The organism is Salinicola halophyticus (genome assembly GCF_003206695.1).
Taxonomy (GTDB): Bacteria; Pseudomonadota; Gammaproteobacteria; order Pseudomonadales; family Halomonadaceae; genus Salinicola; species Salinicola halophyticus.
This window is the reverse complement of record NZ_PZJN01000009.1, coordinates 246,258-269,460: the sequence shown is the minus strand read 5'-3', so window position 1 is coordinate 269,460 and position 23,203 is coordinate 246,258. Positions and strand designations below refer to the sequence as shown.

At 62.8% G+C, this 23,203-nt stretch carries 17 protein-coding genes; 8 read left to right on the top strand and 9 right to left on the bottom strand.

The genetic code is table 11. The annotated features are described in order from the left end of the window. Positions 1 to 172: 172 nt before the first annotated feature. Both DOM58_RS15170 and argE read right to left on the bottom strand, forming a co-directional pair. Positions 173 to 1,258, bottom strand: coding sequence for a DUF1615 domain-containing protein (locus DOM58_RS15170; protein ID WP_157957564.1), 1,086 nt, complete (start codon positions 1,256 to 1,258; stop codon positions 173 to 175). A gap of 11 nt (positions 1,259 to 1,269) precedes the next feature. Next, positions 1,270 to 2,418, bottom strand: a complete 1,149-nt coding sequence (gene argE / locus DOM58_RS15165; protein WP_110693550.1) for an acetylornithine deacetylase — start codon at positions 2,416 to 2,418, stop codon at positions 1,270 to 1,272. A 434-nt stretch (positions 2,419 to 2,852) separates the two neighbouring features. Between argE and kdpA the strand changes: the two genes are divergently transcribed. The 7 genes from kdpA (at position 2,853) to glmS (ending at position 13,855) form a co-directional block, all read left to right on the top strand. Beyond that, complete coding sequence (gene kdpA / locus DOM58_RS15155; RefSeq protein WP_110693549.1) at positions 2,853 to 4,619, top strand: potassium-transporting ATPase subunit KdpA; 1,767 nt, start codon at positions 2,853 to 2,855, stop codon at positions 4,617 to 4,619. Positions 4,620 to 4,686: 67 nt separating this feature from the next. Continuing rightward, complete coding sequence (kdpB, locus tag DOM58_RS15150; RefSeq protein WP_223162196.1) at positions 4,687 to 6,717, top strand: potassium-transporting ATPase subunit KdpB; 2,031 nt, start codon at positions 4,687 to 4,689, stop codon at positions 6,715 to 6,717. 18 nt (positions 6,718 to 6,735) lie between these two features. After that, positions 6,736 to 7,392 carry a potassium-transporting ATPase subunit KdpC gene (gene kdpC / locus DOM58_RS15145; protein ID WP_110693548.1) on the top strand — a complete coding sequence of 219 codons (657 nt, stop codon included), beginning with the start codon at positions 6,736 to 6,738 and terminating at the stop codon, positions 7,390 to 7,392. Between the two features lie 49 nt (positions 7,393 to 7,441). Beyond that, the gene (locus DOM58_RS15140) at positions 7,442 to 10,285 is read left to right on the top strand and encodes a sensor histidine kinase (RefSeq protein WP_110693709.1); all 2,844 of its coding nucleotides are present in this window, start codon (positions 7,442 to 7,444) and stop codon (positions 10,283 to 10,285) included. Then, positions 10,278 to 10,982, top strand: a complete 705-nt coding sequence (locus DOM58_RS15135; protein ID WP_110693547.1) for a response regulator — start codon at positions 10,278 to 10,280, stop codon at positions 10,980 to 10,982. Before DOM58_RS15140 ends, DOM58_RS15135 begins: the two co-directional genes overlap by 8 nt. Positions 10,983 to 11,132: 150 nt before the next feature. After that, positions 11,133 to 11,909, top strand: coding sequence for a DeoR/GlpR family DNA-binding transcription regulator (locus DOM58_RS15130; RefSeq protein ID WP_110693546.1), 777 nt, complete (start codon positions 11,133 to 11,135; stop codon positions 11,907 to 11,909). A gap of 44 nt (positions 11,910 to 11,953) precedes the next feature. Then, the gene (glmS, locus tag DOM58_RS15125) at positions 11,954 to 13,855 is read left to right on the top strand and encodes a glutamine--fructose-6-phosphate transaminase (isomerizing) (protein ID WP_110693545.1); all 1,902 of its coding nucleotides are present in this window, start codon (positions 11,954 to 11,956) and stop codon (positions 13,853 to 13,855) included. A gap of 121 nt (positions 13,856 to 13,976) precedes the next feature. Here the strand turns inward: glmS and DOM58_RS15120 are convergent, their stop codons facing one another. The 4 genes from DOM58_RS15120 to DOM58_RS15105 form a co-directional block, all read right to left on the bottom strand. After that, positions 13,977 to 14,507, bottom strand: coding sequence for a nuclear transport factor 2 family protein (locus tag DOM58_RS15120; RefSeq protein WP_110693544.1), 531 nt, complete (start codon positions 14,505 to 14,507; stop codon positions 13,977 to 13,979). 202 nt (positions 14,508 to 14,709) lie between these two features. Beyond that, positions 14,710 to 15,294: a TetR/AcrR family transcriptional regulator gene (locus tag DOM58_RS15115; RefSeq protein ID WP_110693543.1), complete on the bottom strand. Its 585-nt coding sequence runs from the start codon at positions 15,292 to 15,294 to the stop codon at positions 14,710 to 14,712. A 190-nt stretch (positions 15,295 to 15,484) separates the two neighbouring features. Further along, complete coding sequence (locus DOM58_RS15110) at positions 15,485 to 16,564, bottom strand: CobW family GTP-binding protein (protein WP_245392294.1); 1,080 nt, start codon at positions 16,562 to 16,564, stop codon at positions 15,485 to 15,487. A 49-nt stretch (positions 16,565 to 16,613) separates the two neighbouring features. Then, positions 16,614 to 17,558 (bottom strand): oxidoreductase, encoded by a 945-nt coding sequence (locus tag DOM58_RS15105; RefSeq protein WP_110693542.1) that lies wholly within the window; start codon positions 17,556 to 17,558, stop codon positions 16,614 to 16,616. A gap of 143 nt (positions 17,559 to 17,701) precedes the next feature. On the opposite strand from DOM58_RS15105, the gene DOM58_RS15100 reads away from it, so the two are divergent. Next, positions 17,702 to 18,244 (top strand): HdeD family acid-resistance protein, encoded by a 543-nt coding sequence (locus tag DOM58_RS15100; RefSeq protein WP_110693541.1) that lies wholly within the window; start codon positions 17,702 to 17,704, stop codon positions 18,242 to 18,244. A gap of 157 nt (positions 18,245 to 18,401) precedes the next feature. Here the strand turns inward: DOM58_RS15100 and DOM58_RS15095 are convergent, their stop codons facing one another. The 3 genes from DOM58_RS15095 to mltA form a co-directional block, all read right to left on the bottom strand. Beyond that, the gene (locus DOM58_RS15095; RefSeq protein WP_110693540.1) at positions 18,402 to 20,396 is read right to left on the bottom strand and encodes a hypothetical protein; all 1,995 of its coding nucleotides are present in this window, start codon (positions 20,394 to 20,396) and stop codon (positions 18,402 to 18,404) included. A 62-nt stretch (positions 20,397 to 20,458) separates the two neighbouring features. Continuing rightward, the gene (locus DOM58_RS15090; protein ID WP_110693539.1) at positions 20,459 to 21,682 is read right to left on the bottom strand and encodes an ATP-grasp domain-containing protein; all 1,224 of its coding nucleotides are present in this window, start codon (positions 21,680 to 21,682) and stop codon (positions 20,459 to 20,461) included. 253 nt (positions 21,683 to 21,935) lie between these two features. Further along, positions 21,936 to 23,063 (bottom strand): murein transglycosylase A, encoded by a 1,128-nt coding sequence (mltA, locus tag DOM58_RS15085; protein ID WP_110693538.1) that lies wholly within the window; start codon positions 23,061 to 23,063, stop codon positions 21,936 to 21,938. Positions 23,064 to 23,203: the final 140 nt, after the last annotated feature.

Below are 23,203 nucleotides of genomic sequence, written 5' to 3'. Positions count from 1 at the left end.
CGACCCAAAGCGCAGGCGAGTGAGACGCAGGGTTTTGTGCGCTCGTGGCGCGAAAAAGGGGAGCGCGAGGGGCTTGCCCCTCGCATTCACGAGCAGAAGGATGGTCAATGAGCCCGCAGTGGTAAGCGCTCGGCATTGAATTTGGCTTTATATCCAAATCAAAAGAATCGCCTCAACGCCTCATACACTGCTGCCAGCGGTCGTCGACCCGCTTGGCGAACCACGCCGTGGTCAGGTTGCGGGTGATCTTGGGGCTTTCGAGCTTGATCCCCGGCAGGCGAGCGTAGGGGATGGGCTGATTTTCCTGCTGTTCCGCCAGTGAGCGGACTTTCTCGTAGAGCGCGGTCTGCTCGAATTCGAGGGAATCCTCTTCTTCCAGCGCGTCGCGAATCTCGCCGTCGTCCATGCCCAGCCGACCTTTCAGCGTGCGTACCGCCAGTTCGGTCTGGCCGGCCTGACGCGAGCCGGGAATGATCAGGTCGCCGTCGAGCGCCAGCGGAATGCCGGAAAGCTGGGTCACTGCGGCCTGGAACGCGGCGTTGCGGCTGGCATACCAGCCGGCGTTGAAGTCGGCGAAGCGGTAGAGGGGCTCGTCGTAATTGGCGGGATAGCCGAACAGGTGGGCGATGCCGAAATAGAGCCCGCCGCGCCGGGTGAACACCTCGTGGCGGATCGAGCCGTCGATCGGATAGGGGTAGTTTTCAGCATGATCCTCGGCGAAATCGACGCTGACCTGCATCGGGCCGCCGGTGTGCACCGGGTTGAGGCTGCCGAATAGCTGGCGGCCCAGCGGCGCCATATCGATGAAATCCTCGAAGATCTCGCTCATCTCGCGCTCGGTCGTCACCGCATTCAAGCGCTGGTTGTAAGTCTTGCCGTTGGGTGATTCGAGGTTCAGGCCGGCATCCACCAGAAAGCCCGGAATATGCAGCGCACTGGCGCGGCGGTCGATCTCTTCCCGGGCGATGGTCGAGAGATTGGGCACGCTGGGGTCGGCCCGATAAGTCGACTCCTGCTCGATCACTGCCAGCGTGGCGCAGAGATTGTCCCTGGTCGCGGGCAGGTTCTGGGCCGAAAACGCGGCGGTAATGTCCGTCGCCCAGCCGTCGCGGTCATCGGCGCTGGCCGGAATGAGTGTCACCAGCTCGCTTTTCACGCTCGCCGGGCGCTGCTCGAAGCCGGGCTGCGGTGCCTGGGTGCTACAGCCGACCAGTAGCGCCAGGCCGAATAGCGGTGCCCAGCGAAGTCTGGCAATCATCGTGAATGTCCTCATGCGCTCAGATGCTCCACCAGCCGCTGCATCATCGCGTCGCAACGCTCGAGCTGTTCGACGGCGATGAACTCGTCGGGCTTGTGACCCTGATCCATGCAGCCCGGCCCGCAGACCACGGTGGGAATGCCGGCTTCGTGAAACAGCCCGCCCTCGGTGCCATAGGGGACGGTGCCGAAGTCATCGCGATCCGAAAGCGTGGCGATCAAGCGCGCCACCTCGCTTCCGGCCTCGGTGGTCAGCCCCGGATAGGCCTGCAACGGCTCGAACACGATATCGGTGTTCGCCTCGACGGCGCGCATTTTGGGGATGAGCTCCTGGTCGGCGTAGTCGCGCATCTCGCGTTCGACCTCGTTGGCATCGAAGCCCGGCAGCGAGCGTACTTCCCAGTCGAAGCGGCACTCCGACGGCACGATGTTGAGCGCCCGACCGCCCTCGATCACCCCGGTCTGGACGGTCGAGAACGGCGGATAGAAGCGCTCGTCATGATGGGCGGGATCGGCCAGGCGCTCGCCGATTTCGTTGAGGCGAACGATCATCCTGGCGGCAGTTTCGATAGCGTTGACGCCTTCCGGCGCGTAGGCGGAATGACAGGGTGCACCATGCACGCGGCAGCGCACGCCGAGCTTGCCCTTGTGACCCAGTACCGGCTTGAGTTCGGTCGGCTCGCCGATGATGCAGGCCAGCGGCTTGTGCGGTCTGCCCTCCAGCATCGAGATGATCGAGCGTACGCCGAGACAGCCCACCTCTTCGTCATAGGAGAATGCCAGGTGTACAGGCGTCTCCAGCTCGGCCGCTTTGAGGCTCGGCACCGCCGCCAGCACGCAGGCAAGATAGCCTTTCATGTCGGTGGTGCCGCGACCGTAGAGCTTGCCGTCGCGCTCGGTCATCTCGAATGCAGGCACTGTCCACGGCTGGCCGTCGACCGGGACCACGTCGGTGTGGCCGGAGAGCACCACGCCACCCCGATTGGCGGGTCCGATCGTCGCCCACAGATTGGCCTTGCTGCCCTCGTCGTTATGAATCAGTTCGCTGTCGACGCCGTGCTGGCTCAAGTAATCGCGGACGAACTCGATCAGCGCGAGATTGGATTCGCGGCTGACGGTATCGAAGCTGACGAGTTTCCCGAGAAGTTCCTGACTGGTCATGATGCGGTCGGCCCACCTGTCACCGGATTGTCGTTGTCGCTGAGAGGGTGTTTACAAAATGTCTGCGCTCGACAATACGGCGTTGAAATCGACCTCAAAATGCTCATTTACCCCTGGTAAACTCCGCTTTTTCAGCCTATTTCGCCTTGTCTTGCCTTCGCTCGCCGAATTTGTAAACACCCTCTGAATACGTGCTCATCGTGATGATGCCGACCCCCACCGCGCAATGCCACCACCGCCGTCTTTGATTTCCGCTTTTACGCTTTCTTTACGCCTTCGCGCGAATTTCCGCATCGCATTTTTACGCCCCTCGACTCGACACTGAGTGCCTCTCGAACGAGGAGGTGACTCATGTCCTACCTGATGCTGGCGATCGCTCTGGTGACCGCCGTCTACCTGCTGGCGACACTGTGCTGGCCGGAGCGATTCTAGCCATGAACGCGATGATGCTCTGCTATGCCCTGCTGATCGGATTGGCGCTGCCACTGGGTCTTTACATGGGCCGAGCGCTGGATACGGATCGATCCACCGTGATGGATCGTCTCTTCGGGCCGGTGGAATCGGTCCTGATGCGCCTGGCCGGCGTCGACCGACGGGCGTCGATGACGTGGTCGGCCTATCTGCTGGCCGTGTTGACACTTCACCTGCTGCTGATCGGGCTTGCCTGGATCGTCTTCATGAGCCAGGGCCTGCTGCCGCTCAACCCCGATGGCATCCCCGGCATGAACTGGGATACGGCGCTGCACACCGCGGTCTCGTTCGCCACCAATACCAATCAGCAGCACTATTCGGGCCAGGCGCAGCTCTCCTACCTGAGCCAGACGCTTGCCATCGTCACGCTGCAGTTTCTGACCCCGGCGACCGGCCTGGCAGTGTTGCTCGCCATCACGCGCACGCTGCTCAAGCGCCAGACCTCCAGCACGACCGTCAGCACCAATGCGTCCACAACGCCCGCCGGGCACGGGGTGGGCCACGATTCGGTCGGTAACTGCTCGGTCGGTAACTACTGTGTCGGTCATTACTACGTCGACCTCACGCGGATCGTGGTGCGGGTGCTGCTGCCGCTGTCGCTGTTGGTGGCGCTGGTCCTGGTGTGGCAGGGCGTGCCGGCCACCTATCAGGGAGCGCAGAGCGTGACGATGCTCGATGGCGGCGCGGCACAGGTCATTCCGCGCGGCCCGGTGGCGCCGATGGTGGCGATCAAGCAGTTGGGCACCAACGGTGGCGGCTGGTATGGCCCCAATTCGACCGTGCCGCTGGAGAATCCGACCGGATTGGCGAATCTTGTCGAAACGATCGCACTGCTGCTGATTCCGGTGGCAACGCTGATCGCCGTCGGTGTCATCAGCGGCCGTCGCCGGCTGATGATGGGTATCGGCGCGGTGATGATCGCGTTCTCGTTGATCACCACCACCCTGATCGTGGTTTCGGAGCGCCTGCCCAACGCCGCGCTGGCCGGGCTCGCCGTCGAGGGCAGTCCCAACCTCGAAGGCAAGGAGGTGCGTTTCGGCAGCGATCTCTCCGCGCTGTGGGGAAGCTGGACGACGCAGACCTCCAACGGCTCCGTCAACGCCATGCACGACAGCTTCAATCCGCTGGGCGGGCTGGGCCTGCTGATGGACATGTTCGTCAACGTCACCTTCGGCGGCATCGGCGTGGGTCTGATCGGCTATCTGCTCTATCTGATGCTGGCGGCGTTCATCGGGTCGCTGATGATCGGCCGCGCGCCGGAGCTGTTCGGCAAGCCGCTGGAGACCCGCGAGATGCGCTGGATCTCGCTGGCGATTCTGGCGCAACCCCTGATCATCCTCGGCTTGACCGCCATCACCGTGGCGTTTCCCTCCCTGACCGGCAATTCCAATCCTGGCTTTCATGGGCTCTCGCAGGTGCTCTACGAATACACCTCGGCATTCGCCAACAACGGCTCCGGCTTCGAGGGACTCGGCGACGGTGCGCCATGGTGGAACCTGGCCTGCGTGCTGGCGCTGGCGGTCGGCCGTTTCCTGCCGATGCTGGTGCCGCTGGCGGTGGCTGGATGGTTGATGGAAAAACGCACGGCGCCACAAGGGCGCGGCACCCTGTCGCTGGAGGGTGGTGCGTTCGTCGGCCTGACCGCGGGTGTCATCGTCATCGTCAACCTGCTCGGTTTCCTGCCCGCGCTGGTGCTGGGTCCGATCGCCGAGCAGTTGACCCTGCCCTGATGAATCGCGTCGACGGAAACGGAATTGACGGAGCGGGACTGGTGGAAACGGGATCGAGGAAAGAGACATGGCAATGATGCAAACACACGAAGCCTCCCAAGGTCTGCGCGTTCGACCGCTGCCCCTGCTGGGGGAATCCCTGCGACGATTGAATCCGCGCAGTCTGGCGCGCAATCCGGTGATGGCGGTGGTCGCCATCGGCACCCTGGTTTGCGCGCTCTATACCGGCATGGCGTTTACCGAGGATGGCGGACAGGGGGCGTTTGCACTGATCGTGACCTTGGTCCTGCTGGCGACGGTGCTGTTCGCCAACGCGGCCGAAGCGATGGCCGAAGCACGCGGCAAGGCCCACGCCGGTAGCCTGCGCGCCACCCGTGGCGAGTTGACGGCGCGGCGCGTGACCCAGAGCGGCGAGGAGACGGTCGCCGCCGATCAGCTGCGCCGGGGCGATCGCGTCCGGGTGATCGCCGGGGAGCTGATTCCTGCCGACGGTGAAATCATCCAGGGTGCCGGTTCGATCAACGAATCGGCCATGACCGGAGAGTCCGCGCCGGTGCTGCGCGAGGCGGGCACCGATAACAGCGGCGTCAGCGCCGGCACCAAGCTGCTCTCCGACGAGCTGATCGTCGAGGTCAGCGTCGATCCCGGCGAGTCGCTGCTCGACCGCATGATCGCGCTGGTGGAAGGCGCCAGCCGCCAGAAGACGCCCAGCGAACTGGCACTCTCCGTGCTGCTCTCCACGCTGACGCTGGTGTTCCTGATCGTCGTGGTCACGCTGGTGCCGATGGCGCTGTTCGTGGGGATCGAGACCTCGACGGTGATGCTGGTGGCGCTGCTGGTGTGCCTGATTCCCACCACCATCGGCGGGCTGCTGCCGGCGATCGGCATTGCCGGCATGGAACGTGCGCTACGCGCCAACCTCATCGCCAAGTCCGGCAAGGCGGTGGAGATCGCCGGCAGCATCGACACCCTGCTGCTCGACAAGACCGGCACGATCACGCTCGGCGACCGTCGCGCCACCGAATTTGCGCCGTGTCAGGGGGTCGATCTGACACGACTGCGGGAGATCGCCGGTGTCTGCTCGCTGCAGGATCCGACTCCGGAAGGGCGCTCCATTGTCGTCCTAGCGCGCGATCAGGGCGCGACGCTGGATTCGCCGCAGAACGCCGAGGTCGTGCCGTTTTCCGCGATGAGTCGGGTGTCCGGTCTCGATTTCGCCGATGGTCGATGCTGGCGCAAGGGCGCGCCCAACGCCATCGCCCGGCTGGTACAGGAAGCCGGAGGCCGCGTGCCGGGGGATTTCGAGGCGCTGGTCGAACGCATCTCGCGCCACGGTGCCACGCCGCTGGCGGTGTTGGAGGGCAACGTGTTGCTGGGCGTGATCGCGCTGTCGGACGTGATCAAGACGGGGATCGCCGAGCGGTTCCAGCAACTGCGCGAGATGGGCGTGAAGACGGTGATGATCACCGGCGACAACCCGATTACTGCCGCCGCGATCGCCGCCGAAGCCGGCGTCGACGACTACATTGCCGAAGCGACCCCGGAGCGCAAGCTCGAACTGATCCGTGAGGAGCAAGCCGCCGGTCGGCTGGTGGCGATGATGGGCGACGGCACCAATGATGCCCCGGCGCTGGCCCAGGCCGATCTGGGACTGGCGATGAACTCCGGCACCCAGGCGGCGCGGGAAGCGGCCAACATGGTCGATCTCGACTCCGACCCCGGCAAACTGCTCAGCGCGGTGGAGATTGGCAAGCAGCTGCTGATCACCCGCGGGGCGCTCACCACCTTCTCGCTGGCCAACGACGTCGCCAAGTATTTCGCGATTTTGCCGGCGATCTTCGCCGCCAGCGTGCCGGCGCTGGGCGGTCTCGACGTGCTCGATCTGCACTCGCCCGAGTCCGCGGTGTTGTCGGCGGTGATCTTCAACGCCCTGGTGATACCCGCGCTGATCCCGTTCGCCCTGCGCGGCGTGCGGGTTCGCGCCGCCTCCGCCAGCGCCATGCTACGACGCAACCTGCTGATCTACGGTCTCGGTGGCCTGCTGCTGCCGTTCCCTGCCATCAAGCTGATCGATCTGCTCATCGGTCCGCTGTTCTGAGATTTCTGGAGACTTGCCATGTCAGTCACTGATTCCCGTCACGACGCGCTTAGTCACGACCTTTCCGCTCATGGTGATCCCCATGAGACCTCTCAAGCTGCCCATCGCTTTGCCGGCTCCGGCAGCTGGCTGACGGCAATCCGCTTCAGTCTGCTCATGGCGGTGGTGCTCGGTCTGCTCTATCCGCTGGTGGTGGTCGGATTGGGCCAGTTGGGGTTTTCTCATCAGGCCAACGGCAGTCTGCTGGCCGATGCGGAGGGTCGGGTCATCGGCTCGTCGCTGGTGGGTCAGCGATTCACCAGCGAACGCTATTTTCAGGGCCGGCCATCGGCGGTGGATTACGCCGCCGACGCGGTTGGCGGTTCCAACCTGGCGCCGAGCAACCCTGCATTGCGGGAACGCGCCGAGGCCGACACCGGGCAGATCACCGCCCGCGACGGCGTCGAGCCGGGCCGGATACCGGTGGACCTGCTGACCGCCTCTGGATCAGGGATCGACCCGGCCATCAGCCCCGAAGCGGCAGCCATTCAGGTCGATCGTGTCGCGCGCGTGCGCGGCCTGACACCTTCGGCTGTCACCGCGCTGGTCGAGCGCTATAGTGACAGCGGCGGCTGGCTCGGTCAGCCGACCGTCAACGTGCTGGCACTCAATCTGGCCCTGGACGCTATCGAATGAGATCGAGACGCGCCCGCTATCCTGAAGCGGATTGTCGGAGATCGAAACCGTGAATCATTCCCGCGAGGTGCAGCGCCCCGATCCGGACGCCCTGTTGGCAACGACGCGGGCCGGTCATGACGGATCGCTGCGAATCTTTCTCGGCGCCGCCCCCGGCGTGGGCAAGACGAGCGCCATGCTGCGTACCGCGCGGGAACGTTTCGACGCCGGGGGCGACGTGCTGCTGGGCGTCATCGAAGCACACGGCCGCGAGGAGACCGAACGCCTGTGCGACGAGCTGCCGAGTCTGGCGCTGACGCCCAGGGAACGTCATGGGCGCACCTTCCATGAATTCGACCTCGACGCCGCGCTGACGCGGCGACCGCAGATCCTGCTGGTCGACGAACTGGCCCATCGCAATATTCCCGGTGGTCGTCACGCCCGGCGCTGGCAGGATATCGAAGAGCTGCTCGATGCAGGTATCGATGTCTGGACCACGCTCAACGTCCAGCATGTCGACAGTCTTAACGACGATGTGGCGCGGATCACCGGTATTCGGATGCGCGAAACGGTCCCCGATCGGCTGATCGCTCGAGCCCGGGACATTTCGTTGATCGATCTCACGCCCGCCGAGCTGATCGAGCGCCTGCAGCAGGGCAAGGTCTACGTGCCGGAACAGGCGCGGACGGCGCTGGAGCACTATTTTTCGCCTGGCAATCTCACCGCGCTGCGTGAACTGGCGCTACGCGTGATGTCGGATCGCCTCGACAGCGACGTGCGCCAGGTCATGGACGCCAGCGGCGTGACGGGCCCCTGGCCGGTGCGGGCAAAACTGTTGGTGGCGGTGAAAGGCAAGCGTGGCGATCACGGCCTGCTGCGGGCGGCCAGCCGCTGGGCTCAGCGTCACCAGGCACCCTGGCAGGCCGTGCAGGTCACGCCGCTTCGCGATGTCGATCCCGCCACGGCCAGCGAGTCGAGCAATCTGCGCCAGCAGGCCGAGCAGTTGGGCGGGCGTTGGGAAACTCTCAGCGGTGACGACCCGCTGGCGGAGCTACTGGACCACGCGGCACGCCACAATATCACCGCCTTGATGATCGGACGGGCGACTTCACGGCGACAGGCGTGGTGGCAACCCGTGTGGTGGCGATCGGGGTGGCGATCGGGGTGGCGATCGGGATGGCGACGACCGCTGGTCGACCGGCTGCTGGCGCGGCGCCCGCCGTTCGATCTGATCGTGCTGGCCGACGAAGAGGCGATGACGCGGCCCTCTCGTCCCCGCTGGCAACCGCCGTTGGCGCGGGAGTGGCTGTGGCCGCTGGCGGGCACCGCGCTGGCGGCGCTGGCGGCCCAGCTGCTTTCGACCCAGGTCGAGCTGGCCAATCTGTCGCTGATCTTTCTGGCTGCCGTCCTTGCTAGTGCGCTGCGCGCGGGCACGCGCTCGGCGATGCTGGCGGTGGTGTTCAGCGCTCTGGTCTACAACTTTCTGTTCACCGAGCCGCGCTTCACGCTGGCAATGATCCATCAGGATCAGGTCCTGACGGTGCTGATCTTCTGCCTGGTGGCAGTGGTCGCCGGCCAGCTGGCGGGCAAGGTGCGGCGGCAGTTGAGCGAACTTCGTGAGAGTCGCCATCGGATCCAGGAGATGCTGTCGATCTCGCGCTCGTTGGCGAGCGCTGCCGATCACGCCCGCGTTCGCGACATTGCGGTCAAGGCGCTGGCCGACACGCTCGGGCTGCCCTGCGTGTTCGTCGAGAGCGACGATGCTGCCGGACCGCCCCGGGTCACGGCCTCCCACCCGGGACAGATCGCGCTCGAACCCCCTGCGCTCCAGGCGTCGCGATGGACGCATCAGCATGCGCGGCCGAGCGGTCACGGCACCCAGACCCTGAGCGCGCAGCGCTGGCGGTTCGAGCCCGTCGTCGAAAACGACACGCTTCGCGGCGTGCTGGGGCTGGCGCTGGGAGATCGCGAGCGTCCGCTCGATGCCGCCGAAGAGGCGCTGATCGACAATCTGGTCAACCAGTTGGGCAGCGCCCTGGCACGCACGCGGCTGGTCGCCGATCTCGGCACCGCGCGGCTGGCCGAGGAGAACGAACGTCTGCGCTCGGCGCTGCTGTCGTCCGTCTCCCACGATCTGCGCACGCCGCTGGCCTCGATCATCGGCTCCGCCAGTTCGCTGCGGGAGCTCTGGTCGCAGCTGGCCGAAACCGACCGCCAGGAACTGCTCGACGGTATTCTCAGTGAAAGCGAACGACTCAATCGCTACATTCAGAACCTGCTGGACATGACCCGGCTGGGTCATGGCGGACTGAAGCTCGAGCGAGACTGGGTCGCGCTGTCGGATATCATCGCCTCGGCCCTCAAGCGTCTCAAATCGGTGGTCGAACCGCTGACGGTCGAGCGTCATCTTGCCGCCGACCTGCCACTGCTTTACGTCCATCCGGCGCTGATCGAACAGGCATTGATCAACGTGATCGAGAACGCCGCGCGATTTTCACCCCAGGGCGGGCGATTGCGCATCTCCGGTGCCAGGGAGGCCGATCAGGTGGTGATCCATGTCACCGACCAGGGGCCGGGTATCGACGAGGCGCTGCGAGAACGCATCTTCGACATGTTCTTTAGCGGTGGCGAGGGCGACCGCGGGCCACAGGGTAGCGGTCTCGGACTCGCCATCTGCCGAGGCATGGTCGGTGCCCACGGTGGCGAGATCAGCGCCGGCCCGGCGGATTGGGGGCAGGGCACCGACATCCAGATCCGGTTGCCGATCTGGGAACCTCCCGCCAGCGAGGTGCCCATACAGGGGGAGTATCCGCCATTGGTCAACGCAGTGGAGAATGACGGGACGGCGATAGAGAATGGCGGGAACGCGGTCGAAAATGGCGGCAACGCGGTCGAGAGGAGCAGGAATGAGTGATTTGGCGAAGGGAGAACGCGGGCCGCGCATTCTGCTGATCGAGGATGAGCGCCAGATCCGTCGTTTCATGCGAATCAGCCTGACCTCTCAAGGGTTCGAGGTGATCGAGACGGAAGACGGTAATACAGGCATGGCGGCGTTCAACCATCAGCGCCCCGATCTGGTGCTCCTCGACCTGGGGCTGCCCGACATGGACGGCATGGAAGTGCTCGATGCCCTGCGCGCCCAGAGCGAGGTGCCGGTGCTGGTGGTATCGGCGCGCGCCAGCGAAACGGAGAAAGTGGCGGCGCTGGATGCCGGCGCCAATGACTACATCACCAAACCGTTCGGCATTCAGGAACTGCTGGCGCGGGTAAGGGCCGCGCTACGCACGACCACGCCCGGTACCCTCGGCGAAGGGCTGAAGCTCGGCGAGCTGACCATCGATCTGGCTCGACACCGGATCGTTCGGGGCGGCGAGACCGTCCATCTCACGCCACGTGAATTCAGCGTGCTGGCGATGCTGGCACGCCAACCCGATCGTGTCGTCACTCAGCATCAGCTGCTGGCGGAGATATGGGGTCCGGTTCACGTCCACGACACCCACTACCTGCGTATCGTCATCAGTCGTCTGCGCCAGAAGCTGGGCGACGATCCCGACGATCCGCATCGGATCCAGACCGAGGCCGGCATCGGCTATCGCTTGCTCAGCCAGTGAGCGAAACGCTTGCCGACGTTCGCTCTCACTTGACGGGGCTAGCTCTCACTTGACGGCATGAGAGAAATCGGTTTTGATTCGCCTCTATTATCTTTCGAATCGAAACTTAATTGCCGGATTTCGAAACTTACTCTAACTTAATCGAAACTCATGCCCAAACGCGACACTGCTCAGCGCCGCCACGCCATTCTCGCCTACGTCAACGAACACGGGGAAACCCCGGTCGAGACGTTGGCGAGCCGCTTCGCGATCTCCGAAGTCACCGTCCGCAAGGATCTCAACACGCTGGAGCGCAGCGGCCTGCTGCTGCGGCGCTACGGCGGGGCGGCACCGTTGCCTCAGGAGATGCTCGCCGAGCCGGCACAGGCATTGTCGCCGTTCAAGCAGGCCATCGCCCGGGCGGCGCGAGCGCGTATCCGCGAGCACAACCGCATCATCGTCGACAGCGGCACTACCACCGCCGCGCTGATCGGCGAGCTGGGCGGGCTGCGCGGTCTGGTGGTGATGACCAACTCGCTCGCCGTGGCCGGCGCGCTGCGCGAGCTGGAGTCCGAACCCGCGCTACTGATGACCGGCGGCACCTGGGATCCGCACTCGGAATCCTTCCAGGGCCAGGTCGCCGAGCAGGTGCTGCGCGCCTACGACTTCGACCAGCTCTTCGTCGGTGCCGACGGTATCGACCTCGAACGCGGGACCACCACCTACAACGAGTTGTTCGGCCTCACCCGGGTGATGGCTGAAGTTGCCCGCGAGGTGGTGGTGATGGTGGAGGCCGACAAGATCGGCCGCCGTATCCCCAATCTGGAACTGCCCTGGTCGCGCATCGACACGCTGGTCACCGACTGGCGACTCGACGACGTCTCGGCGGCCGCCATCGAACGCCAGGACGTGGCGCTGGTGATCGCCGAACGGCCCGCGGATCAGTAAAGCGAATCAGTAAGACCGTCAACGAATTCTGAAAGGTATCGACTATGTGTGGAATCGTCGCCGCGCTGGCTGCGCGTAACGTGCAGGGCATCCTGCTGGAAGGGTTGAAGCGACTCGAGTACCGCGGCTACGACAGCGCCGGGATGGCAGTGCTGAATACAGCCGGCGAGCTCATGCGGCAACGCGCCAAGGGTAAGGTCGCCGCGCTCGAGGAGAAACTCGCCGAGCGTACCCTGACCGGCAACATCGGCATCGCGCATACCCGCTGGGCGACCCACGGCAAGCCCTCCGAAGTGAACGCTCACCCACATCTGGCGCGCGAGCGGTTGGCGATCGTCCACAACGGCATCATCGAGAACTTCGAGCCGCTCAAGGCTGAATTGGAAGCCGATGGCGTGACGTTCGAATCGGAGACCGACACCGAAGTCGTGGCCCACCTGATCGACCGCGCCTTTCGCCGGCAGGACAGGGCCAATCAGGACGGTGCCGAAACCCGCGATCTGCTGGCGGCCGTGCAGGCTACCCTCGACAGGATCGACGGCGCCTACGCGCTGGCGGTGATGCACGCCGATGCGCCGCGGGAGATAGTCGGCGCCCGCAAGGGCAGCCCGCTGGTGGTCGGTGTGGGCATCGACGAGAACTTCCTCGCTTCCGATGCGCTGGCGCTTCTGCAGGTCACCGACCGCTTCATTTACCTGCAGGAAGGCGACGTGGTCCGCCTGTCCGATGCCCAAGGCATCGAAATCTTCGAGTCCGACGGCAAGCCGGTCGAACGTCCGGTACACACCTATGAGCACGGCGATGCCGCTGCCAGCCGTGGCGAGTATCGTCACTTCATGCTCAAGGAAATTCACGAGCAGCCCGCCGTGATCGCCGCCACGCTGGAGGGCCGGTTGAGCGGTTCCCACGTGCTCGAAAGCAGCTTCGGTGTCGGCGCCAGGGCGCTGTTCGAGCGGGTCAAGCAGGTGCATATCGTCGCCTGCGGTACCAGCTATCACGCCGGCATGGTGGCGCGCTACTGGCTCGAGAAGTTGGCCGGCCTGCCGACCACGGTCGAAGTCGCCTCCGAGTACCGCTACCGCGAAGTCGTCGTGCCGGGAAACACCCTGTTCGTGACGCTATCCCAGTCCGGCGAGACCGCCGATACCCTGGCGGCGCTGCGCTATGCCAAGAGCCGTGCCAAGAGCCGTGCGGAGAGCCGCAATGAGAACGGAGGGCAGGGTTATCTCGGTTCACTGGCGATCTGCAACGTCCCCGGCAGCTCGCTGACGCGGGAGTCCGATCTGTCGCTGATGACCCAGGCCGGCCCGGAGATCGGCGTCGCCTCCACCAAGGCGTTCACCACCCAGCTCGTCGCCCTGATGCTGCTGACGCTCTCGCTGCGCAAACAGCGCGGTGACGAGCGCGAAACGACGCTGGTCCAGGCGCTACGCGGCCTGCCGACGGTGCTCGACAGCGCGCTGGCCATGGACGGGCCGATCGCCGAATTGTCGGAAGCCTTCGCCGAGAAGCACCATGCGCTGTTCCTGGGCCGTGGCACCCAGTTCCCGATCGCCCTGGAAGGCGCGCTCAAGTTGAAGGAAATCTCCTATATCCACGCCGAGGCGTACCCGGCCGGCGAGCTCAAGCACGGCCCGCTGGCGCTGGTCGATGCCGACATGCCGGTGGTCGCCGTCGCCCCCAACGACGAACTGCTGGAGAAGCTCAAGTCCAACCTGCAGGAAGTGCGTGCCCGGGGCGGCGAGCTGTTCGTGTTTGCCGACGAAGGCGTGGCGCTGACCGCCGCCGACAACCTGCGCGTGCTCCACGTACCGCCTGTGGATGAATTGCTCGCCCCCATCGTCTACACCATTCCGCTGCAGCTGCTCTCCTACCACGTCGCCGTGCTCAAGGGCACTGACGTCGATCAGCCGCGCAACCTGGCCAAGAGCGTGACGGTGGAGTGAGGTTGCGGGTATTGACTTTTAGGCAGGAGGACGTGTCTCGCCAATCTCTAAACGAGCAAGACACGTCATATGGATGGCGCCCAGCAGACGTTAGGAGGCGCGACTAGGCGGCCTGGATACCTCAAGCGTCACTCAGAGAATCCTTGATATCGCTGTGAAACTGCCAGTTGCCTTCAGTCCAGCTCAAGCCTTGAGTTGATTGGCAGATTTTCCAGCCATCTTTCGTTTTCGTGAAGTCCAGATCGTAGCTGCCTACAAGTGTCTGAAAGGGGCTTCCGTTTGCATTTCTGTAGAAATGACCTGCGTGCACCAGTACGTGACAAAACGCCTTGTCGTCGTTGATCACGATGCTCTGCGGTATCAGGATGTGCTCATCACCATCCAATTGGCTATGAAACCTGTCGGCGAGGTCGCACCATCGATCGGACGATAGCCGCATACGGCCCATACCAATCGTTGGACTGTGATCGACTTCTATCTCATCGACATAGCAAGTCCTGAGCAATTTGAAATCGTGCGTGTCCACGCTTTGTCCGTAGCGCTGCAATACGTCAGTGATCTGGACGTGATCCAGAAGATAGTTAACTTTTTCCTCAACTCCTGCGCTTCGCAGGTATGTCATTTGCTCTGCTGTTGTTTCGAACGTCGCCATCACCTTACTCCTGAAAGGATTTCACTTCCCAAGGAGCTCCTATCTCAAAAACGGAGGCATCCTCCGATTTAATATACGGAGGAATATTCCGTTTTTCAATGGCGAGCATGTCCGAGATGCGATTGACTAAGTTTCAGGGGTCAAGAATCCGTCATCGGGCGAATGGCCTTTCGTAAAAAGCCAGGTCTATCACGCTCTGAACTCAACGATCGACCTGCATACCTTTGATCAGGACATCGACCATTAGAATGGTTGACTCCTTCCAGTTATTGTTGGACCTGATGTTTGCCACGCCGGCGATGGCGCGGAGCAGATCGAGAGGTTCGATGTCGCTCCGAAATTTGCCGTCCTCGACCACACCCCCGATTAGGGCCTCGATTGACGAGGCAAGATGGGCCGGGGTTTCTCCGTAGAGCGCATCCGGGTCGCGGATCAAGGTACTCAGCGCTTCAGCCATGTCCCGTTTGGTATCGAGAAAATCCACGAACAGCAGTAGCCACTCACGGAGCGCCGTCACTGGTTCTCGCTCCACCATCAACTGCGTTGCCGCATCGACCAGCGCATCAATCTCCTGCCGGTACACTGCCTCAAGCAGCACATCGCGCTTGGGGAAGTGGCGATACAGCGTTCCGATGCCAACTCCCGCTTCGCGTGCGACCTGCTCTAGGCTGGCGGTTGAACCTTGCTCCGCGAACAGCTGTTTGGCTGCCTCGATCAAACGTGCACGGTTTCTCTCGCTATCGGCGCGCCGACGCCGCACAGGTGTAAATTGAGATTCTTTTGCCATATCGGGTAACGCCTTATAGCTAGAAATATGCTCCCCAGTGAAGTGGAGTATGCCTAAAGTTTCTAAATTGAATAGGCAGAGTAAACGCGTGTGAGGTGATGTTTAGATTTTATTCCACGTCGCCGTGCTCAAGGGGACCGACGTCGATCAGCCGCGCAACCTGGCCAAGAGCGTGACGGTGGAGTGAGCCTCAGCTCACCGCGACCATCAAACTCTCCAGCGACTCCCGCGGAATATCGCGAGTGATGAAGACCAGCCGGGAACGGCGGTCTTCATCCGGCCAGGCGTCGAGTTCCAGCGGCGGATGAAAGATGTGCTGCACACCGTGGATGACGGTTGGTTTCTTCCCGTCTTCGATGTTGAGGATGCCCTTGATGCGCAGCATGTTTTCGCCCATCAGCGCGAGCATCAGCTCCAGCCAGGCTTCAAAGCGGGCAAGAACGATCGGTTCGTCGAGCGTGAAACAGTGAGCGCGAATGCGATCGTCGTGGCGGTTGGGGTCGGTCGCGTGGGCCAGCTTCGGCGCCAGCAGCGAACCACGGTCGGCCGGGCCGGCGCTGAAGGCGAGCCCATCCATCGGCAGTGGTTTCGAATACGCCTCCAGCCAGCGTTCGAGATTGGGCCGGGTACCGTCGGACTCCATCAATCCCAACCCGATCAGCGATTGTGCGCCGATCCCGCCTTGAATGACCGCTTGCTGACGCGCGCCGGGATTGATGGCTTTCAGCCTCGATCGTAGCGAATCAAGTGTTGTCATACCTGTCAGATCGGGCTTGGTGATCAGGAGCAGATCGGCCATTGCCACCTGTTTTACCGCTTCCGGATGATGATCGAGCGTTGTCTGGCCATGGATGGCATCGACCGTCGTGACGATGCCATCCAGCCGGTACTGGCGGACGATCCTGGGGTCGGTCATCAGGGTATGCAGGAGCGGTGCGGGATCGGCCAGGCCGGTGGTTTCGATCACCAGACGATCGAACTGCCGCTTCCCTTCCCGCGAGTAACGCCAAGGTGCATCGCGCAGCGTGCGCGCCAGATCGCCACGGATCGTGCAGCAGAGACAGCCGCTATCCAGTGCCACCACCTCGGTTTCGTCGGTGGCACTGAATAACTGATGGTCGAGCCCGATCTCGCCGAACTCGTTGATCACCACCAGCGTGCGAGCCATGTCCGGCTGATTGACCAGTTGGTTGAGCAGCGTCGTCTTGCCACTACCCAGAAAGCCGGTCAGCAGCGTGATGGGGATGGTGGTTTTGGCAGCTATAGGCACGATATTTACAGGTCACTATATCGAATCGTATTTGTTATATTATAACAATTTATCTCGATTGAGGAGTTTGGCTCGACCAGTCTGCTCCGGTCAATTCACACGACACCTCCCACAGTCGATCCTCTACCGCTCGGTCCTTGGCTGCGTTGCTGCGATGCGCGCGTCTGGGCGCGCCCTTGGTTTCGCTGAAGCCGTCGGGGCCGAAGTAGTCGCCGGGGCGGACATCGTCTCCGAGCGCGGCGTGGAGCGTGGGTCTGGCGCCTTCGACGGCGGATTGGCTGATCAATGGCATCACCAGTTTGAAGGCGCTGCCGATCAGCGCGCGGCTTTTCACCCCGGCATCGAACAGCGCGGTGCGGGAAAGCCCCGGATGTGCGGCGACGCTGAGGAGGCCCCAGCCGTGCTGATCGCTCTGTTTCTGGAGTGCCTGGGCGAACAGCAGCATGGCGAGCTTGGATTGCCGGTACGCGCGCCAGGGATCGTACTGCTTGCCGCTGTCGAGATCGCCGAAATCAATCTTGCCGCTACGATGCGCCAGACTCGAAAGCTGAACGACGCGTGGCCGGGATTCTGGTTTCGAGGACGCGGCGGCAACCAGCAGTGGCAACAGCAGGCTCGTCAGCAGGAAGTGGCCGAGATAGTTGACGCCAAATTGGCGCTCGAAGCCGTCCTGGGTACGCTCGAGTCTGGGTAGTTCCATGATTCCCGCGTTGTTGATCAGCCGTTGCAGTGAGGACTCACTCTCCCGCAGTCGGGTGGCAAACTGGCGCACCGACTCGAGACTATCGAGATCGAGCAGTTCGAAGCGAACGTCGGCGCCGGGTTGATGATTGCGGACCGCATGGCAGGCAAGTTTGCCCTTCTCGGGGTTGCGACCGGCAACGATGACGCGATAGCCGGCGCTCGCCAGACCCTTGGCGGTTTCCAGCCCTAGGCCGGCGGTAGCGCCGGTGACGATGGCCAGAGGGGCGGAGGGTGAGGTCGTATCGCGCATCAAGCGTTCTCCTACGAAAAGGGGCGCCGAGCAAAGTGGTCTCGAACAAATGGGCGTCGAGCGACGTGGGAGTCGAGCATAGCGACCCGGTCAGATTCGAGCACTTTGCTATTCTAGGGGGGCAATCAATCAGGAGTCGAACGATGGCAAGCGGAGCACGAGGATTCATGGGGCGCAGCTGGGGGATCTTGATGGCCTTTGGCGTCATTGCCATCATTTTCGGACTGTTCGCCATTCTCCGGCCGCTTGCGGCGATAGCCGCGATGACCTGGATCATGGGCATCATGGCGCTGGCGGAGGGCGTCACCAGCCTGGTGACGCTGGCCACAGTGCCGGCAGGTGCCCACAAGCGCTGGCTGGTGTTCTACGGTGTCATCTCGGTGCTGTTCGGGCTGTTTGCCATTTTCAATCCGCTTTCCATGGCCAGTGCACTGCTGGTGCTCGTCGGGCTATGGCTGGTCGTCGCCGGCGTCAATCGTCTGATCCTCGGGCTGCGGGTGCGCCGCGGCGTGCCGGGTGAAGGCTGGACGGTGCTGAGCGGCGTGATTGCCCTGCTGCTGGGGATTGCGCTGGTCGTCAGCCCGCTGAGCGGCTTGATCGTCACCGCGCTGTGGATCGGCATTCTCGCGCTGCTCTTCGGCATCGCGCAGACAGTGGCAGCATTGCGGTTGAGAAAAGCGCGATAACGTTCGAGCGACGCCGTCTGTGCACGTACGCGAGCGAGTCCGCCTGTGCGAGACCTGGGTCAGTCGATTCAACGAACGCCGCCGGAATCCATGAGATTCCGGCGGTGCCGTTTTTGTGACTGAATCGTTTTGCGACTGAATCAGGAACGGGTCGGTCTCACGTCTCCGTCAGACGTTCCGCGCCCCAGCTACGCCGCAGATAGCCCATCACGTCGGCCAACTCCTCGCCGCGCACGTCGGCAGGCGCGCCCTGCTCCTGGGGATCGAGATGGAAGATGTAGAGCCGAGACGCGAATTGCGCGAAGGGGAGCGACGCCTCGCCGAAGCGTTCACCATTGCCGGCGGTGCTGACCACGACACCATCGCCCCAATCCTGGCCGCTGTCGTTGTTGGGATTGAAGAAGTAGAGCCGCATGGTGTCATCGGGGCCGAGCGCGGCGCGCAGAATCGTGATCGCGTGCCAACCGATGAAACGTGATGCGCTATCGGTCACGGCGATGCCGGCCGGCTGAGGATGGACCAGCGGCTGGTTGCCGTTGTAGAACGGATGATAGGTGGCATAGAAATGGCGATAGAAGGTTTCCGGCGCCTCGATCTTGCCGGTCGTGACATCCACGATGATATGGAAGCCCCGTCCCGCCCACCAACCGTGAAACTCCGGATTGACCCAACGATGCGGGTCGCCCTCGCGATCGAGGCACAGCCGCCCCATCTCGGCGTAGATGCGATCCAGATGGGGTACGACCAGCAACGATACGGGATCGAGATCCAGCGATAGTCCCGTCGAGAGCCCGGCGCCGCTGCTCATCGAAGAGATCGGCTGGCCTTCGAACTGCATCACGATTTCATCGTCGCGTGCCGCCCAGGCCACCATCTGCAGCAGGTAATCCGGGTCGTTGTACGCCCACATCGACAACGCTCTTGCCGACTGACAGGTCGGGTTGTTGCCCTGTCCCACGCCCAACGGCAGACCCAGCATGCACAGCACGCCCTCGAGCAGTCTCGCCTCGGGAGATACGCTCTGCCCGTAGGCCAACGCCAGACGCTGGCGCGACCCTCCGCTCAGCGGCAGTGCCAACTGGCGCCAGAGGGCGGGAGCCAATGGCGGTTGGTAGAGAATGCCGCGCTCGAGCAACATCGCCAGACCGTAGATGGCCTGCGCCGTCTCCGGGTAGGCAATGCCATCGACCAGCGCTCTCACCAACTCGTGATAGCACAGCAGACAGTCGCGCCCGGTCGTCGATAGCCCCAGGGCTTCGCTGATCAGGTGATCGTTGTTGTCGAGCAGATAGCGCAGGAGCACCGGGTGGTAAGGCGATACGAGGCCGATATCGCGCATGGCGCGTGCCATGCCGGAGGCTTCCTGCTGTAGTGCAGGAATGTCCATCGCCGACAGTCTCTCCGCGTAGACGCCGACACCGGGGTCTTCGCGACATCCCTGGGTCGGACCGAACAGGCTGCTGACCAGGCGTGCGGCGCCCTGCCCGCTGGTGCCGAGATCGATCTCCGGATTAGCCTGGCAGAGCGCGATCTGGGTAATCATCTGGCGGATCGAATCGGTCAGCAGCGGGCGCTGTTCCAGCAACCGCCAGATTTCATCGATCATCACGTCGATGATGAACTCGAAGCCGATACGCTCGGCCAGATAGCGAAAGAGCGTACGCGGGACGTCGGCCAGTCGGCCCTGAGTCTCGCGTTCCGCTTCGCTGGCCATATCGAATAGCCGCGGCAGATTGAGCGCCAGCACCTGGGTGAGATAGTGGTGGGCGTGTTCGGCGGAGATCAAGGCATGCGGATAATCGCCCTTTGCCACCGCCAACAGGCGCAGCTCGCTCAGCGATTCGATCGTCACCGTATCGGCGTCCGGGCTACCCAGCGATAACGGCGTCAACGCCGGCAACAGATGTTGCGGCGTTGCCCAGTCGGAGTCGGCGAAGAGTCCCGAGCTATCTATCGCCGCGGCGCGAAGCTCCAGCGCCTCGCAACCGCCGGGTTCCAGCAGGACCCGACGGGCAATGTCGAAAACACGCGTGGCACGCGCGGGCCGAGAGAAGCTCGGCGCCTGTGCCAGCATGGCCAGCGCTTCGTCCAGTTGCTCCAGTCGAGGCGCTAGACGCGCTTCAACGGCTGGGGAATCGGTATCCGACGGCATTACGATATGACTCCTCACCTGGCGATGGCGGTGATCGACGAATTGTCAGGCACTGTCGCGGATCAGACGTAAAAATCAAGTTCTTCCTGATGCTTGAGCAGATCACGCATGCGCTCGGGGTCGTCGCCGAAGAAGAATATCAGGCCCCAGTGGGTACCGAATGCGGTACGTTTGGTCACCGTCGCCTCGAGGGGCGCGGTCAGCTCGTGATAGTCGAAGTACGGGTGTTGTTCGGTTTCCTCCGGCAGCTCGAGCCGGCTAACCACACGCTTGCGCGGATAGACCCCGAAGCAGCCTGCGCATCCCTTGGCATCTTCCAGAGGCGTGGGGAAGAATGCCTCAACTTCCTCTTCGGTTGTCTTGGGATCGAACACCAGCATCGATGCCTGATAGGCACTGAAGCCATAAGCGCGTTCGATGAGCTCGAACGCCTTGAACCCCGGCGGACGATAGGCGACCTCGCCGAAATACATGGTGCCGTCGTTGGTCACGAAATATTCCGGATGAATTTGTCCGAAACGGATATCGAAGGCTTCTATCAGCAGCTCGATCTGACGAGTGATTTTCTCGCGATAGCGTTCGAGTTCCGGAGTCGCTGGTACGAAAACGGAATAACCCAGCGTGACGTACTCGGAAATATTGAGAAACTGAATCTTGCCATTCCAGACCCAGGCTTCGACGGCAAATTCCCACCCATCCAGGTGGCTTTCCATCAATAACGGATACTCGCTTTCCGAAATCTGTTCTATTTCGTCCGGTGAGCGAATGATCCGATGTCCGAGACAACCGGCTTTATCGAAGGCTTTTAGATGGATGGGGTCATCGGGATCGCCATCCAGCTTGAGCAAGGTCTGGTTGACACGTTTGAAGAAGCGAACGACATCGCTTTTTTCATGCGCCTCTTCGAAAATGCCGACGCGAATGCCACCCAGCTGGGCGCGTCGTTTCATCAACGCCTTGTCGCGAAATAAAACGGCCTGACCGTGCAGGCGCGGATTTTTCATCAACACGGAATTGATGGCGCCTGCCCACTCCACCGTCTCTTCGAATAGCGGAACGGCGGCATCCACGCCCATATCTCTCAGCGTTTCCGCAATTTCGAGTGAGCGATCGTTCAGACGTTCGAAATTCCATGAGACGTAGGGAATGTCATGCTGGTTGCAGTACTCCTCCGCCCAATCCGGTGCTACGACCACATAACGTCGATCGAATTTCTCTGCCGCTTCCACGGCGCCAAGGCTCCAACCCAGCAATGCTATGTAACCTTTATCGGGATTCTTATCCATAGGTTTACCTCCCTCCAGATTGGGACTGTTGTTAATGTGAGTCTCAGTGTAGATGAAAGGAGGGTCGGCGTCAGCCGAGCCAAGATTCCTGGGCGGGTCTGACGGTCCAGGCGCTTGTTATGCAACGCCTAAACCATCAATATTTATTTCTGAATGTCGGATTTAAAATACGCAGGAAACACAACAGTATTTGTCAAGACTCATGTGTTAGATCGGGCTTTCAATTCCTGGATCCCAATATTGCAAAATTCGGCTAATTATTCGGCATCAGTACCCACATTTCGCCGCGCTGTTTCATCCGGCTTGCGGCTTCTCCGGCGGCATCGCCATGGCCCCAATAGAAGTCGGCGCGCACTGCGCCTTTCACCGCGCTGCCGGTATCCTGCGCCACCATCAGCCGTTGCAGCGGCTGGTTGGAGAGCGGCTGCGTGGTGGACAGAAACACCGGCGCGCCGAGGGGAATCTCGTTCGGGTCGACCGCGATGCTGCGCTCCGAGGTCAACGGCACGCCGAGTGCGCCCACCGGGCCGCTGGTATCGGCTAACGCTTCGCTGCCCTTGAGTTCGCGGAAGAACACCATGCGCGGATTGACGTTGAGCATGTCTTCGACCTGACCGGGATGCCGGCGCGCCCAGTCACGCACGCCGGGCAGCGTGGCTTCGGCGGGCGTGATCTCGCCACGGTCGATCAGCCGGCGGGCAAACGATTGGAACGGCTGATTGTTGGTGCCGGCATAGGCCACCCGCATGGTGCTGCCATCGGTCATCTCGACGCGGCCGGAGCCTTGAATCTGCAGATAGGCCGCTTCCACCGGGTCGTCGACCCACACCAGCTCGGTGCCGTTGAGATCGCCGCTGCGCATCAGTTCCGCCCGGGTCGGCCCGACGTGGGTGTGGCGCTTCCAGTACTTCGGATATTGGTAAAGCGGTGTCTGGTACGGCCCGCCACGCAAGCGGGAGCCGCGCAGGATCGGCTCGTAGTAGCCGGTGATCAGGCCGGTGGCGCTGCCGTCGCTGTTGGTCACCCGGTAGGGTGTGAAACGGGACTCGAAGAAGTTCTGGATCGCCAGGGCGTTGAGCGGATCGACCGATCGGGCATCGTGACAGACGCCCTTCCACGCTGCTTTTCGCTTGAGCCGAGTGCAGCTCTCCTGGAAAGCGCTCCACGCCGCCATTGGCTGATCCCGGCTCCAGCCCGGCAGATGGCCCCAGTTGGTCTTGCGTGCCGGCTGTTCGACGCGGTTCTCCGGGCTGCCGCTCGGTGTCGTAGTCATGACCGGACCGCTGGAACAGCCCGCCACCAACAGGGCGAAAAACAGACAGGCCAGCAGCCAGGGAAGACGAGGGAGTGACGTGCGCGGGCACGAGGCGCTGGGTAGCATGCTGAGTCGATCCTTGAACACGATGCGTTGATAAAAGGGAATATAAAAGGTGGCGGATGAAAGCTGGAGCGAGCATATCGCCGCCGCTCGGTGGCGTCGAGTCATCGTCCGTGCTTATACAGCCCCAAGGTTAAACCGCT